Here is a 14,471-nt window from a genome sequence, read left to right on the forward strand (position 1 = left end):
TCATTGAACTGACCACTATTCTTGGCTGCCATGAGTATTAGCGTCCAGAACTTGAGCGTGAGCTACGGCGCGAACACCGCGATTCGGAACATCAGCTTCACCCTCGACTCCCCCGGCATGCACGGCATCATCGGACCCAACGGCTCAGGCAAATCCACCCTCATGAAGGCGATGCTCCAGATCCTGGACAAACACAACGTCCACGGCACAGGCCCCACCGGCGCCCCTGCCGGCTACCCCGTCACCCTCGACGGCAAGGCCCCCGCCGAGCAGCGCCGCGCAATCGCTTATATCGAGCAGCGCTCTGACCTCGACCGCAACTTCCCCACCAGCGTCTTCGACACCGTCCTGATGGGCACTTACCCGCGCCTGGGTCTTTTCCACCGCCCCGGCAAGGCCGAACGCGAAGCAGCCACCCAGGCTCTCAAGGACGTCGACATGTGGGACTTTCGCCACCGCCACATCAGCGAACTCTCGGGCGGACAGTTCCAGCGCGTCCTCTTTGCCCGCGCCATCGTCCAGGACGCGGAGTACATCTTCCTGGACGAGCCCTTCGTCGGCATCGACGTCCCCAGCGAGAAGACGATCGTGACCCTGCTGCGGCAGATGGCGGACGCGGGCAAGCACGTCGTCGTCGTGCACCACGACATGAACACGGTGCGCGGCTACTACAACGACCTCATCGTCCTCAACGGCGAGCTCGTCGCGGCGGGTCCCACCGAGGAGGTCTTCGTCCCCGACGTGCTGCAGAAGGCCTTCGGCGCGCTCGTCATCCGCGAGCCGTCAGCACCAGCCCACCCCACGCCACGGCAGGCAGCCCTCCAGGAGGAGACAGCATGATCGCGGAGTTCCTCGACTCACTACTCAGCCACGGCTACCTGCAAAAAGCGCTGATCACCTCGGTGATCGTGGGCGTGGCCTGCGGCATCGTCGGCAGCTTCATCGTGCTGCGCGGCATGGCCCTGATCGGCGACGCCATCTCGCACGCCGTACTACCGGGGGTCGCGGCCTCCTACCTGCTCGGCACGAACCTCTTCCTCGGGGCGGTGGTCGCGGGTCTACTCGCCACACTGGCGATCGGGCTGATCAGCGAACGCTCCACTGTGAAGAACGATTCGGCGATCGGCATCGTCTTTTCCACCTTCTTCGCGATCGGCGTGCTGCTCATGGCGAAAGCGCAGACGGCGACGGATCTGACGGAGATCCTCTTCGGCAACGTCCTGACCGTTCAGGACGCCGACCGCAACCTCTCGATCGGTATTGCCGCTGCCGTGCTGATTCTCACGCTGGTCTTTTACAAGGAGCTCAAGCTCAGCACCTTCGACCCCGTCATGGCGCAGTCGGCTGGCGTGCCCGTGCGGGCAATCCACTACGGGCTGATGGTGGTGCTCACGCTGGTGACGGTCATTTCCCTGCAGACGGTGGGCGTGATCCTGGTGGTCTCCCTGCTGATCACTCCGGCGTCGGCGGCGTACCTGCTGACGAACCGGCTGGGAGTGATGATCGGGCTTTCAGTGGCGATCTCGGCGCTCAGCTCCGTAGTGGGGCTGTTCCTGAGCTATAGCTACAACGTGTCCTCCGGCGTGACGATCGTGCTGACCGCCAGCGCGCTGTTCCTGCTGGCTTTCCTCTTCGCGCCAGGCAAGGGACTGATTGCTCGCTCGCTGGGCAATAAGCCACTGGCCGCGCTGTTGGCCCTCCTGGTGGGCGGTGCCCTCGTGTTCGGGGCCGTGACCTTCTCGACGGAGGAGAAGGCAGACGGTGAGCAGCTGAACGTCGTCACCACCTTCACGCTGCTGGCGGACCTGGTGGAGGAGATCGGCGGCGAGGCGGTGGACGTCCATAACCTCGTGCCGACCGGCACGGACCCGCACGACTACGACCCCCTGCCCGCGGACCTGGATGCGACGAGCGACGCCGACCTGCTGTTCTACAACGGGCTGAACCTCGAGGGCGGTGAGCACGGCTGGCTCGCGAAACTGAAAAACACCGCGGGCCTGGACGATTCCCAGATGGTCGAGGCCACCAAGGGCGTGGAACCGAAGTACCTCAAGGACGAAAAGGGCAATCAGGAGATCAACCCGCACGCCTTCCTGGACCCGACCGTCGGCATCGCGATGGCCGAGAACGTGACCGCGGCGCTGGCCGAGGCCCTGCCCGAGCGTGCCGAGCACATCGAGGAGAAGGGGGCGGAGTACAAGGCCATGCTGGAGAGCATCGACGCCGACTACCGCGAGCAGATCGGTGCGCTGCCGAAGGAGGATCGTGTGCTCGTGGCCAGTGAACATGCCTTCCAATACATGGTCGACACCTACGGCATGGAGCAGCTGTATATCTGGCAGATCGACACGGATGAAAACGGCTCCCCCGCGCAGATCGGACACCTCGTGCGCCAGCTGAAGGACAAGCGCCCGAAGCACCTGTTCGTGGAGTCGAACGTGGATACGCGCCCCATGAAGACCGTCTCGAAGGAGGCCGGGATTCCGATCTTCGACGAGCCACTGCACTCCGATGAGCTCGGCAAGCCGGGCACGGTCGCGGGAACCTACGAGGATTTCCTGCGCAGCAACTTGAAGACCATGATCGCGGGGCTGAAGCGCTAAAACGCGAATGCTCGAGGCCCACATGCGTTGGGCTTCCCCGGTCGCATTCCCGTTACCTTGTGAGTGTCCCCGATAATGGGGATAGTCGCTGGTCCCGGTATGGCTTACCTGCCCTGTAGTTTCCATAATCCGGGGGGGTGTTGCCGCCGGGTGCCAGGACTTTCGATGACAGCTGATAGGGACACGGCCAGTTTTAAACTAGGTCTCTTTGTAACGTGGGTGCTTGCAACGAAGGTCATGACACCAGCGACTGGAACAACGCCATACCCATCTCGTTTTCTAGGAGCTCATCATGTCTCCGGAGCATTCCATCGACATATTCCTTGGGTTAGACGTCGGCAAATCTGAACACCACGCCTGCGCCTTAGACCGTGATGGCAACAAGGTCTTCGACAAACCGTTGCCTCAACTCGAATCCGAACTAGCAGGCGTTTTTCACCAGCTTCAGAAGCTTGGCACCGTGCTCGTGATCGTCGACCAACCCAACACCATCGGCGCACTACCGATTGCTGTAGCCCGGGACTGCGGTTGCGAAGTCGGATACCTGCCAGGTCTTGCGATGCGCAAAGCTGCAGATCTCTATCCGGGACGTGCAAAAACAGACAAACGCGACGCATTCATCATCGCCGACACCGCCCGCACAATGCCCCACACGCTACGTGCCGTCGACCGCAATGATGAGGTACTCTCCGTCCTAAAGATGCTGTCCGGCTTCGATGATGACATCGCCCGCGATTGCACTCGCACTGTCAATCGGCTTCGCAGTGTCCTCACCCAGATCTACCCCAGCCTGGAACGAGTTTTTGCTGGTAGCACCCTGACTCGCACGCCGATCCTGGAATTATTGATCCATTACAAGGGACCGCAGGGGCTAAAAAGAGCCGGATACCAACGAGTGTTGAACTGGATGATCAAGCGCACACGTAAAGACCCCACCCCGCTGGTAGACGACATTTTTACAGCGCTGAAAGCTCAAACAGTCACCGTGCCTGGAAGCGATGCCGCCGAGTTAGTAATTCCTCAACTGGCTGCAAACATCCAGGCCCTCAAAGAGCAACGAAACACCATTGCTGAGCAGGTTGAAGAGATGCTCGCTGATTTCCCTCTTTGTGAGGTCTTGATGAGTATGCCCGGAGTCGGCATCAAGACCGCAGCGCAGATCCTTCTTGCGATCGGTGATGGCTCCGACTTCGCTAGTGCTGGCCACTTAGCTGCTTATGCTGGAATAGCACCCGTGACTAGACGATCCGGTTCGTCGATCAGAGGTGAATTCCCGGCACGGTCAGGCAATAAACGACTGAAAAACGCCTTGTTCTACTCCGCATTCGCAGTTATCCGCAGCCACGAACCGTCACGGCGGTATTACGAACGCAAACGCGCTGAAGGAAAACGCCACAACGCAGCAGTCATCTGCCTGGCACGACGCCGATGCAATGTCATCTACGCGATGCTGAAAAACAAGGAGTTCTTCCGCGAAATCCCGCCACGCCCCGTCGCCGCATAAAGCCCCAAAGACGAAGCCGACCAGCACACGCTGGCCGGCTCCTAGGCACGCCTAAGAAACTACTCCCAAGACTGTGCTCGTCAACATCGGTCTGGCACTTGACAAAAACATAGGGACACCCCCCGTTTACTAAACGAGCAGCATCCGCGTCCTACCCATGCAGGCGGTTAGCAGCGCAGACCAAAGCGGAGAGCACGGAAGCCTCCGGAGTCTGGCCGAAGCCCATGGTCCACACATGGTCATTGTTGTGACCTGCATAGACAAAGGTAGCGGTAGCTTCGAAGATTTCGAACTGGTGGAATTCCACGATTTCCACGCGGTAACCTGCATCAGCCAGCAGATTAGTGCAAGCCGACACCGGCCCCATAGCGGTAATCTCCTGGGTGAAGGTGTGGGTGTGGTCGTCCTTGTCGGTCAGTGTTAAGTCAGCGTTGAAATTCCAGCGCCCCAGGGTGCCGCGGGTTGCCTCGAAATTCTTGATCTGAACCGGGCCGCTCGTGGGGGAGTAGGTGTCCTTGAACTTCTGCCAGTTCATGCCACGAGCTTCTTGCCTTAAGCCTCGAGGCAGGCGATGTCCGAATCGAGCCCTAAATGGATCGTCGGAATAAGTTCGCACATTGCCGTCGTCCTGGTGCTCCAACGAAGGGCGCTTGCCCGTGAACGTCGTCGAAGTGGACATGTTCTTCTGGGTGCGAGTGGGAAACATTCTTTTCTGGTCCTTTGCTTAGTTGCTTTTGCTGTGAGTGGCGGACCAACCAAGTGCTTTGAGAAGTTGCGGCCAGAGACCCCGTGTGGAGGGGTCAGTCCTGTCGGCCTCCACCGGGGTTCGTAGCCTTCGCTACTCGAATAAGAATGTTCTGCTGCATGGGTGGAACCTTACTACAGGTAAAAGATGTGACACAAGTCATTCAATCAATATCTTTGGTGGATTCTTTGCTGTCCCCGTTAAATCCCGTTGACAGAGGCCAGGAAAACCGCCTCGCCAATAGCGATGTCGCGAATCTCGTTCGGGTCGACCGATTCATCAGCCGAGTGGATGCGAGCCTGTGGCTCCTCCACGCCGTAAAGCGCGATGTCAGCACCTGGTACGGCGTCCAGCAGGGTGGCGCACAGCGGAATTGAGGCGCCCTCGCCCATGCTTGCGGTCTCCTTGCCATAGGCGGCCGACAGGCTGTCAGCGACCAGTTGCACAACCTTGCCCTCAACGTTGGCCCGGAACGGGTTAGCCAGCTCGTCGCGTTCGACCGTCACCTTCACGCCCCACGGAGCATGTGCGCGCAGGTGATTTTCCAGCGCGTCCTGCGCCTCAGCCGGATCAACGCCGCCTGGGATGCGGAAGTTAATGTGCGCCATGGCGGTCGACGAAATCGCGTTGACAGCATTGGTTGCCGGTGGGCAGTCGATGCCGGTCACAATCACCGACGGGCGCGCCCAGGTCAGATCGGAGACGGAAGTGTCCTCGTTGCTAATCAGGCCCACTCCATTGAGCACGCCGGCGTCAGCGCGGAAAGTCTCTGGCGAGTAGTCCAGGCCCTCCCACCGCTGCGAGCAGTCCAGTCCATCAATAGAAGTAAAGCCATTTTCATCGCGCAGGCTGTCGAGCATGCGAATCAGTGCCGCCAGCGCATCCGGGGCTGCGCCGCCGAACATGCCCGAGTGAACCGGCTGCTCCAGCGCATCGACGCGTACTTCCACATCGGCGGTGCCGCGCAGAGTGGTCACGAGCGTCGGCTGGCCAACCTCGGCATTGCCGACATCCGCAATGAGGATGACGTCGGCGTCGAAAAGCTCTGGCTGTGTGGCGATGAGGTTGTTCAGGCCCGCCGACCCGCGCTCCTCGGAGCCCTCCACGATGAGTTTGATGTTTGGCATGTCGACGTGGCCCGCAAGAGCGTCGTCGCGCAGCGCGCGCAGCGCAGCCAGGTGCATGACCACGTTGCCCTTGCAGTCGGCAGTACCGCGGCCGTACCAGCGACCGTCGCGCTCGTCGAGTGTCCACGGATCTGCGGTCCAAGCGGACTCGTCGCCCGCCGGCTGGACGTCGTAATGGGAGTAGAGCAGTACGGTCTTCGCGCTTTCCGACGACGCGGGGACGAAACCCGACAGTGCAATCGAGCCGTCGACGGTGTGGTGCGCCTTCAGTTCGATGCCCAGCTCTGCGTACATCTTGGTAACCGCCTGAGCTGCGTCAATGCAAGCCTGTTTGGTTTCTTCGGTGCCGTGTACGGAAGGGAAAGCCACCAGCTCGGTCAGCTGGGTGCGGATGGTCTCGCGTTGGCTGGAGATGTGGTCTCGCAGGGCGTCCGTGAGTTCCTTATTAATAATGCTCATGTGCGACAGTGTAGGCGCACAACCATGATGACGTTGGGAGTGGTATTGGCGTTGGGAGTTGCGGCGCTTAACCTTGCACTCGATGGGGTTGAGTGCTAAAAAAGTGAATTAGCACTTGCTCTAATTGAGTGCTAATAAAAACAACTTCACACCTTGTGTATGTGTGCGTTGTATGCGAGTTGCAGCAAACTGCAGCACATACTGCAGCGCAGGCTGAAACAAGTGTTGCAAAGTCGTTAAAAAGTACAGTGTTGACTCCGGTGATGGAGAGGGCGGCGCTTCCCTCGAATCACATGCCGTCGCGGGCGCCTGGGTCAACTTCCAATGTAAGTGCCACATAAATAGACGGAGGATTCTTCAAACCTCATGGCTAAGATGATTGCATTTGACGAGGAGGCCCGCCGCGGTCTCGAAACGGGTCTGAACACCCTGGCAGACGCTGTCAAGGTTACGCTGGGCCCGAAGGGTCGCAACGTAGTCCTCGAGCGCAAGTGGGGCGCACCGCTGATCACCAACGACGGTGTCTCCATTGCACGTGAAATCGAACTTGAGGATCCTTACGAGAAGATCGGCGCTGAGCTGGTCAAGGAAGTTGCCAAGAAGACCGACGATGTCGCTGGTGACGGTACTACTACCGCTACCGTTCTGGCTCAGGCTCTGGTTTCCGAGGGTCTGCGCAACGTTGCTGCTGGCTCCAACCCGATGGGCATCAAGCGCGGCATCGAGAAGGCTGTCACGGCTGTTACCGAGAAGCTCCTGGAGTCCGCTAAGGACATTGAGACCAAGGAGCAGATTGCTGCTACCGCTGGTATCTCCGCTGCTGACCCGGCTATCGGTGAGCTGATTGCCACCGCTATGGACAAGGTCGGCAAGGAAGGCGTCATTACCGTGGAAGAGGCCAACACCTTTGGTCTCGACCTGGAGCTGACCGAGGGTATGCGCTTCGACAAGGGCTACATCTCCGGTTACTTCGCCACTGACATGGAGCGCCAGGAGGCCGTTCTGGAGGATCCGTACATCCTCCTGGTTTCCGGCAAGATTTCCAACATCAAGGACCTGCTGCCGCTGCTGGAGAAGGTCATGCAGTCCGGCAAGCCGCTGCTGATCATTGCTGAGGACGTCGAGGGCGAGGCTCTGTCCACCCTGGTCGTCAACAAGATCCGCGGTACCTTCAAGTCTGTCGCTGTCAAGGCTCCGGGCTTCGGCGACCGTCGTAAGGCAATGCTGCAGGACATGGCTATCCTGACCGATGGCCAGGTCATCTCCGAGGAGGTCGGCCTGTCGCTCGAGACCGCTGACCTGCCGCTGCTGGGTCGCGCTCGCAAGGTGGTCGTCACCAAGGACGAGACCACTATCGTCGAGGGCGCTGGCGAGCAGTCCGCTATCGAGGGCCGCGTCAACCAGATCCGCGCTGAGATCGAGAACTCCGACTCCGACTACGACAAGGAGAAGCTGCAGGAGCGCCTGGCTAAGCTCGCCGGCGGTGTTGCAGTTATCAAGGCTGGCGCCGCAACTGAGGTCGAGCTCAAGGAGCGCAAGCACCGCATTGAGGATGCCGTCCGTAACGCAAAGGCTGCTGTGGAAGAGGGCATCGTCGCAGGTGGCGGTTCCGCACTGCTGCAGGTCTCGCACGTGCTTGACGACGAGCTGGGTCTGACCGGCGACGAGGCAACCGGTGTCCGCATCGTGCGTGCGGCTCTCGCAGCTCCGCTGCGCCAGATTGCTCTGAACGCTGGTTTCGAGGCCGGCGTCGTTACCGAGAAGGTTGCTTCCCTGCCGCAGGGTGAAGGCCTGAACGCTGCTACCGGCGAGTACATCGACCTGATGGAAGCTGGCATCAACGACCCGGTGAAGGTTACCCGCTCCGCACTGCAGAATGCCGCTTCCATTGCGGCTCTGTTCCTGACCACCGAGGCTGTTGTCGCTGACAAGCCGGAACCGGCTATGCCGGCAATGCCGGGTGGCGACGAGATGGGCGGCATGGGCTTCTAAAAGAGGTCCCGACTGCTTGAGTTAGCCTAAAAAGCGCCGCTGAGGGAAATCCTCAGCGGCGCTTTTTGCTGTGTAACTTGAGAAAGTTTTAAGTCCCCGAACCCACCCTCGTTGCATCAGACGCCTCAGCGCTTGGTAGTGAAAAATAACCGATGATCTGTACCCATGTACGCAATGACGAGGACTGTCTGTTATTAATCCTGCTGCCTCAGTACAGGTGAGATCTTTAGGTGTCCCTTTAAGGCCAGAGACAGGCCGTCGCGCTCGCCGACAATCTGGATGCAACTACCGACTTATCAAAATGTGAAATTCTTCTGGTTTCGCTACCGAACCCTGCCACTTTGCTATTCGGCCGGCTTATTCGCGGCCTCGATAAGCTCGGTTGACCAGTTCGCCTGCTGAATACGGGTATCCAAGTCCCGGTATTCCTTCGCCGCCTTGTCGGCTTTCTGGCGCAGCGACCGGATATCCACAGTGGCGACATAGCGAATCTCCGAAGCTGAGTATCGATCCCGCCGACCCGAGCCCTGATCGGCTGCGGAGGTGTAGAACCGCCGCCGTGTTAGCAGGTGGTCGCGCTTCGCAAGTGCGTCGCTAAGCGTTCCGTCCTCGAAGGCAGTAGCGGAATTCGTGGCATTAATCGAGCGCACCAGCCATTCGAAGCGCGCCATCAGACGCTCGGCTTCGGCAATAAGCGCTTGCGGATCTTCATCAGGCGTATCGCCTTCCTGCACCTGCGCCACCAGCGCGAGACGGCGATTAATCTCAGCCAGCCGGTCGGAAACTTCGGATCGTGCGGCAAGAGCCTCGGATAACAACATGGCATTTATTGTACGCGCAGTGCTTATCGACGGTCGCTGCGTGCAGTCCCACCCCCTCAATTTCGGTAAGACGGAACGTTAACTGCTGGGAAATTGCAGGTAAGGGCACCCGCATGGGGGACGTGTGGTAGAGAAATTCAGTAGGATAAGGGGTATGGCTGACAAGAATGAAGAGGAATTCCACATCGTCGATTTGGCGAAGACCGAAGGTTACGTCGTCGATGATTCTGATGAGGACGATCCGGTACTGGTCACTCCAGACGGTGAGCGGGTTGATACCTGGCGCGATGGCTACCCGTACGAGGAGCGCATGACGCGCAAGGAATACGAGTCTATTAAGAGGAAGCTGCAGATTGAGCTTCTGAAGTGGCAGAACTGGACCAAGGAAACTGGTCAGAAGCACATCATCCTCTTCGAAGGCCGTGACGCCGCTGGTAAGGGCGGTACCATTAAGCGCTTTAACGAGCACCTGAATCCGCGTGGTGCTCGAACTGTGGCTCTGGAAAAGCCGTCGCCGCGTGAGTCCACCTCGTGGTACTTCCAGCGCTATATTGAGCATTTTCCGTGCGCTGGCGAAATCGTCTTCTTCGACCGTTCTTGGTACAACCGTTCGGGCGTTGAGCGCGTGATGGGTTTCTGTACTGAGTCTCAGCATGCAGAGTTCCTGCGTGAGGTTCCGATGCTGGAGAACATGATTCTGGGCTCCGGTATTTCGCTGACCAAGCTGTGGTTCTCGGTGACCCAGAAGGAGCAGCGCACTCGCTTCGCTATTCGCCAGGTCGACCCGGTACGTCAGTGGAAGCTCTCTCCGATGGACCTCGCATCGCTGGACCGTTGGGGTGACTACACCCGCGCGAAGGAAGAGCAGTTCCGTTACACGGATACCGATGAGTCCCCGTGGATTACCATTAAGTCCAACGACAAGAAGCGTGCCCGCATCAACGCGATGCGTTATGTGCTGAGCAAGTTCGAGTACACGGAGAAGGACCACGAGCTGGTCGGTACTCCGGATCCGAAGATTGTTAAGCGTGGCCGCGACCAGATTGGTGACTAATTCGGTGGCTCGTAACTGACAAAATTCTTGTCTAGAGGTAACGCCCGCATGAGTGCTCAGGCACTCGGCGGGCGTTTTCTTATGGTTGGCAGCGGCGTGTGACGACGCCGGGGCGATGCCCTTATGGCTGGCAGCGCCGGGGCGATGCGAGTTAGTGACTGAGTTTATGTCAAAAACGGCCAGAAAATTGGCCCGAAAATGTCATAAACTAGGTCAGTTTCACATTTGCAGCCCGTCAGCTTTTAGTCCGTCAGGCCTTAGCCCGCCAAGTCAGTTTTTCGCCGCCAGCTGCAGCCGTTACCCCTCGATCAGCTCCTGCCCCCAGTAGGAATCCGGGGTAGTGCCAGGGGCGATCCAATACACAGCGGAGCCGATGTGACGGTTCCACTCATTGAGCAAATCGCCGCGATCCAAACGGGCCTGGATTGCGCTGAACTGGTTGTCCGGGTTCTTCTGGAATGCAACCCAGACCAGGCCAACGTTCGGTCCTTCGAACGGGAAGGCCGGCTCACCGGGTTGGTCTTCGTAGGCATAGGCGCGGCGACGCAGGGCGTCGTCAGGCTGACCATCCTGCTCACGGGAAAGCGCCAAGTGAGACTGGCGGTGGATGAGATACTCGCCCTGGTCGTCGACGGCATCCATGTCCTCTTCATCGAACTCGTCATTGCCGCCGGAAAGAGGAGCGCCGGTGTGGAAGTCACGACCGATAACGATGGCGCGTTCGTCGGTGCTGAGCTCATCCCAACTGTTCAAGTCGAGCGCAATACGGCGAACAACCATCACGCAGGAGTTGTTAATCGCCTTGTCCTTGGAGTCAATCCACACCTGTTCGGACCATTCCTCCGGAGTGGACGGGTTGACGGTGCCGTCAAGCTGGCCCAGCGGGTTGCGTGGGGTAGCGCCGTGAGGCTGCGAACCCCAGGCGTAGGAAAAGCCCTTCTGGAACCACTTCACGCGAGCCCACGGAGCCGCCTTCTTTTCCAGTAGACGGGACGCGGCCGAAACGGTGACGAGATCATCACCGCACAACTGCAGAGCGAAGTCAGACTGACCCCACTCAGGGCGGAGCATGTCATGCTGGAATGACGGGATATCGTGCAGACCAGCCGGCTTGCGCTCTGGTTTGCCGAGGACATCGAAGATGCGCTCACCGAAACCTGCGGTAATGGTCAGGTTTGCAGTGGCTGCAACCATTTCCGGTTCCAGATACCCCTCGATGTCCTGGCCTTGGGTGAGGCGGCGGGCAACGTCGGTAAGCGAGGAGAACAGTGCCTTCAGATCTGCTGCGTCGACGCCGTCCTTCAAATCGAATGCGACGAGGCGGAGATGTGCTTGGCCGGGCTGTTCAACGCCTGACTGGACCGGGCCATCGAACGGAATCTTGGCGCCCCTCAGGGAAGTTTCGGAAGCCTGTGTCAATCGAGGTCACTCCTTGAAAGCGGTGGAATGAATAGCTTTTATGACTACGAGCTTAATCGCATTGGCCCCAGCAGGAGAGCACTAAAGCGAAGGCTCGGGGAGGGGCTAAGTGAATGACATATTTGTATATTGCGATATACTTCACATCCACAGCCGCCTCGAAGGTGTTCATAAAGGAAAGTGCTGCATATCGCACGTTTTCCGCGCAAGGTGTGTTTTGAGCCTAGCGCGCATGAGGCCCTCGAGTTATGCAGGGGAATCCCGGTGCAAGTCCGGAACTGTCCCGCAACGGTAAGCATCACTGCCAGAGCTTTGGTTTATCCGACGAGTTGATAACCAATCTTGCAGTGATGACAAGTCCGAATGCCTGCCGGTTGTGCAATTTCATATCCGATGCTGATCACGACTGACGAGGAAATCACGAGATCATGGCAATTCACGCAACCCTCGCGGGCATTCCGCGGATAGGGCGTAATCGTGAGCTCAAAAAAGCTCTGGAAAACTACTGGCGCGACCCGGCGACCGGCGGCCTGTTGGCCGCGACGGCGCGCAACACTGTCAATAGCTACATTGGCGCAGCGTTGAAGGTAGGAATCGACTCGGTTCCGACAATTGGGCGCTCGTTCTACGACTCCATGCTGGATACATCGGCGCTGCTCGGAGTGCTTCCAGCTCGCTTTCAGGATGTCCCGAAAACGGACGGTTCCAACCTGCCGGAATGGATCAACCACTACTTCGCCACCGCTCGCGGTACGAAGACGCAACCGGCATCCGCAATGACCAAGTGGTTCGACACTAATTACCACTACATCGTTCCGGAGCTGTCAGCCGATACTGAATTTACCTCTGACCTCACTGACTGGTTGGATGATTCCTGCAGCTTGAACAATGGCGCCACAACGATGCTGCGCCCTCATTTGATTGGTCCTGTGACCTACTTGAGCCTGTCGCGTACCGACGATGGTTCGAACCCACTCGGCCTGCTGGAAAAGTTGACCGATGCGTACGCGGAAATCATCGCTCAACTGGGGGATAAGGGCTTTGAGTGGATTCAGCTCGATGAGCCAGTATTGGTCACTGACCTCGATGAAGTGACTCTTGCTAGGACTCGCCAGGTCTACGAGAAGTTGGCCGACGTGGCGGAGTCTGCGAATACCAAGTTGTGGGTGCAGACCTACTTTGGTGATGGTGATCAGGCGCTGGAAACCCTTTCTGGCACAGGCGTGCAGGCCATTGGTTGCGACCTGGTAGCAGGTAGCTCCGAGTTGCCGCATTGGACTGGCAAGGAACTGCTGGTTGCGGGCATTGTCGATGGTCGTAATGTGTGGCGCACCGACTTGGATGCAGCTCTGGCGACGCTGGAGAAGCTGGCAGCCCGAGGCCCCATCGCGGTGTCGACTAGCTGTTCGCTGCTACACGTGCCGTATTCCCTGACAGCGGAAGACCCGAGCGAAGAGGATGCCGAGGTGCTGCAGTGGCTGGCCTTCGGGGATGAGAAAATCGCCGAGGTGACCCTCTTGGCGAGAGCGCTTGATGCCAGGTTGAATGACCACCAACTCGATGCCGCGGATTTGAAGGCGTTGAGTGAGTCCCGGGCCGCACTGGCATCGAGGGCAGAGTCGAAGCGGATTGTTAAGCCTGAAGTTCGTGAAGCTTTGGCGGCAATCGAGGCCAGCGACCGGACTCGTTCCCCGTTTGCAGCTCGCCAGGCGGCTCAGGCTGAGGCCCTTAACCTGCCTCCGCTGCCGACCACCACAATCGGTTCCTTCCCGCAGACCAATAGTATTCGTCGTGCACGTGCGCAGCTGCGCACGGGAGAGCTGACCCCAGCTGACTACGAGTCGGCAATGCTCGCTGAAATTCGATCTGCCATTGAACAGCAGGAAGAACTGGGGCTCGATGTGCTGGTTCACGGTGAACCTGAGCGCAACGACATGGTGCAGTACTTCTCGGAGCAGCTGGACGGCTACCTTGCCACCACCAATGGCTGGGTCCAAAGCTATGGTTCCCGCTGCGTGCGGCCGCCGATTCTCTACGGTGATATCACCAGGCCAGAGCCGATGACGGTGCAGTGGTACAAGGCAGCGGCAGACATGACTGACCTTCCCGTCAAGGGAATGCTCACCGGGCCAGTGACTATGTTGGCATGGTCGTTTGTCCGTGATGACCAGCCAATCGGTGACACTGCGGATAATGTTGCGCTGGTTTTGCGCGATGAGATTGCAGATCTCGTGGCCGCTGGAGCGCAGATCGTACAGGTCGACGAGCCTGCCATTCGCGAGTTGTTGCCCCTGAATGAAGCGGACCAGCCCGCCTACCTGAAGTGGGCTGTGGGGTCCTTCCGCCTGGCTACCTCTGGCGTGACTGACGACATTCAGATTCACACGCATATGTGCTACTCGGACTTCAATGAGCTCATTGACACCGTCGATGAGCTCAACGCCGATGTCACGTCCATCGAAGCAGCTCGCAACGGGATGCAGGTGCTCGCAGCGCTGAAGGACGAGGGATACGTTCGCGGGATTGGTCCAGGCGTCTGGGACATCCACTCGCCCCGCGTGCCGACGGACAGTGAAGTCAACCAGCTCGTGGAAGATGCGCTCGAAAGCGTTGACCCCAACCTGCTGTGGATCAACCCGGACTGCGGGCTGAAGACCCGAGGTTGGGAAGAGGTTACGGCTTCACTGAAGGTATTAGTGGCCGCAGCTCAGCAGGCTCGGTTGCAGCTAGCAGAGTAGGTCGCAAAC

General features: G+C 59.0%; 10 protein-coding genes and 1 riboswitch. Of the genes, 6 read left to right on the forward strand and 4 right to left on the reverse strand.

The annotated features are described in order from the left end of the window. The first annotated feature begins 30 nt into the window (after nucleotides 1-30). From HMPREF2787_RS08110 to HMPREF2787_RS08120, 3 genes are all read left to right on the forward strand, one after another. Complete coding sequence (locus tag HMPREF2787_RS08110) at nucleotides 31-840, forward strand: metal ABC transporter ATP-binding protein (protein ID WP_035006260.1); 810 nt, start codon at nucleotides 31-33, stop codon at nucleotides 838-840. Then, the gene (locus HMPREF2787_RS08115) at nucleotides 837-2,603 is read left to right on the forward strand and encodes a metal ABC transporter solute-binding protein, Zn/Mn family (RefSeq protein WP_222865187.1); all 1,767 of its coding nucleotides are present in this window, start codon (nucleotides 837-839) and stop codon (nucleotides 2,601-2,603) included. Before HMPREF2787_RS08110 ends, HMPREF2787_RS08115 begins: the two co-directional genes overlap by 4 nt. 292 nt (nucleotides 2,604-2,895) lie before the next feature. Beyond that, nucleotides 2,896-4,107 (forward strand): IS110 family RNA-guided transposase, encoded by a 1,212-nt coding sequence (locus HMPREF2787_RS08120; protein ID WP_070858966.1) that lies wholly within the window; start codon nucleotides 2,896-2,898, stop codon nucleotides 4,105-4,107. A 151-nt stretch (nucleotides 4,108-4,258) separates the two neighbouring features. Here HMPREF2787_RS08120 and HMPREF2787_RS08125 read toward each other — a convergent pair whose 3' ends face one another. Continuing rightward, on the reverse strand, nucleotides 4,259-4,813 hold the full coding sequence (locus HMPREF2787_RS08125; RefSeq protein WP_048731724.1) for a 2-isopropylmalate synthase: 555 nt from the start codon (nucleotides 4,811-4,813) through the stop codon (nucleotides 4,259-4,261). A 239-nt stretch (nucleotides 4,814-5,052) separates the two neighbouring features. Further along, entirely contained in the window at nucleotides 5,053-6,438 is a 1,386-nt protein-coding gene (locus HMPREF2787_RS08130) for a dipeptidase (RefSeq protein WP_049171925.1), read from the reverse strand. A 366-nt stretch (nucleotides 6,439-6,804) separates the two neighbouring features. Here HMPREF2787_RS08130 and groL point away from each other — a divergent pair, with 366 nt between their 5' ends. After that, nucleotides 6,805-8,430 carry a chaperonin GroEL gene (gene groL / locus HMPREF2787_RS08135; RefSeq protein ID WP_038626677.1) on the forward strand — a complete coding sequence of 542 codons (1,626 nt, stop codon included), beginning with the start codon at nucleotides 6,805-6,807 and terminating at the stop codon, nucleotides 8,428-8,430. A gap of 344 nt (nucleotides 8,431-8,774) precedes the next feature. On the opposite strand, the gene HMPREF2787_RS08140 is transcribed toward groL, so the two are convergent. Then, nucleotides 8,775-9,251 carry a DIP1984 family protein gene (locus HMPREF2787_RS08140; RefSeq protein ID WP_049190643.1) on the reverse strand — a complete coding sequence of 159 codons (477 nt, stop codon included), beginning with the start codon at nucleotides 9,249-9,251 and terminating at the stop codon, nucleotides 8,775-8,777. Nucleotides 9,252-9,405: 154 nt separating this feature from the next. Here HMPREF2787_RS08140 and ppk2 point away from each other — a divergent pair, with 154 nt between their 5' ends. Then, complete coding sequence (gene ppk2, locus HMPREF2787_RS08145) at nucleotides 9,406-10,305, forward strand: polyphosphate kinase 2 (RefSeq protein ID WP_005510168.1); 900 nt, start codon at nucleotides 9,406-9,408, stop codon at nucleotides 10,303-10,305. Nucleotides 10,306-10,602: 297 nt separating this feature from the next. Here the strand turns inward: ppk2 and HMPREF2787_RS08150 are convergent, their stop codons facing one another. Further along, nucleotides 10,603-11,724, reverse strand: coding sequence for a Dyp-type peroxidase (locus tag HMPREF2787_RS08150; protein ID WP_070858967.1), 1,122 nt, complete (start codon nucleotides 11,722-11,724; stop codon nucleotides 10,603-10,605). A 207-nt stretch (nucleotides 11,725-11,931) separates the two neighbouring features. Next, nucleotides 11,932-12,114, forward strand: a riboswitch (cobalamin riboswitch). A gap of 38 nt (nucleotides 12,115-12,152) precedes the next feature. Here HMPREF2787_RS08150 and metE point away from each other — a divergent pair. Then, the gene (gene metE, locus HMPREF2787_RS08155; RefSeq protein WP_070603912.1) at nucleotides 12,153-14,462 is read left to right on the forward strand and encodes a 5-methyltetrahydropteroyltriglutamate--homocysteine S-methyltransferase; all 2,310 of its coding nucleotides are present in this window, start codon (nucleotides 12,153-12,155) and stop codon (nucleotides 14,460-14,462) included. Nucleotides 14,463-14,471: the final 9 nt, after the last annotated feature.

The sequence above is a fragment of the Corynebacterium sp. HMSC061H03 genome, assembly GCF_001838215.1.
In the GTDB taxonomy this organism is placed as follows: Bacteria; Actinomycetota; Actinomycetes; order Mycobacteriales; family Mycobacteriaceae; genus Corynebacterium; species Corynebacterium jeikeium_D.

Bases quoted from the DNA above. Each gene is read 5' to 3' on its own strand.
- HMPREF2787_RS08110 (WP_035006260.1), top strand. From the start codon at position 31: ATGAGTATTAGCGTCCAGAACTTGAGCGTGAGCTACGGCGCGAACACC.
- HMPREF2787_RS08115 (WP_222865187.1), top strand. From the start codon at position 837: ATGATCGCGGAGTTCCTCGACTCACTACTCAGCCACGGCTACCTGCAA.
- HMPREF2787_RS08120 (WP_070858966.1), top strand. From the start codon at position 2,896: ATGTCTCCGGAGCATTCCATCGACATATTCCTTGGGTTAGACGTCGGC.
- HMPREF2787_RS08125 (WP_048731724.1), bottom strand. From the start codon at position 4,813: ATGTTTCCCACTCGCACCCAGAAGAACATGTCCACTTCGACGACGTTC.
- HMPREF2787_RS08130 (WP_049171925.1), bottom strand. From the start codon at position 6,438: ATGAGCATTATTAATAAGGAACTCACGGACGCCCTGCGAGACCACATC.
- groL (WP_038626677.1), top strand. From the start codon at position 6,805: ATGGCTAAGATGATTGCATTTGACGAGGAGGCCCGCCGCGGTCTCGAA.
- HMPREF2787_RS08140 (WP_049190643.1), bottom strand. From the start codon at position 9,251: ATGTTGTTATCCGAGGCTCTTGCCGCACGATCCGAAGTTTCCGACCGG.
- ppk2 (WP_005510168.1), top strand. From the start codon at position 9,406: ATGGCTGACAAGAATGAAGAGGAATTCCACATCGTCGATTTGGCGAAG.
- metE (WP_070603912.1), top strand. From the start codon at position 12,153: ATGGCAATTCACGCAACCCTCGCGGGCATTCCGCGGATAGGGCGTAAT.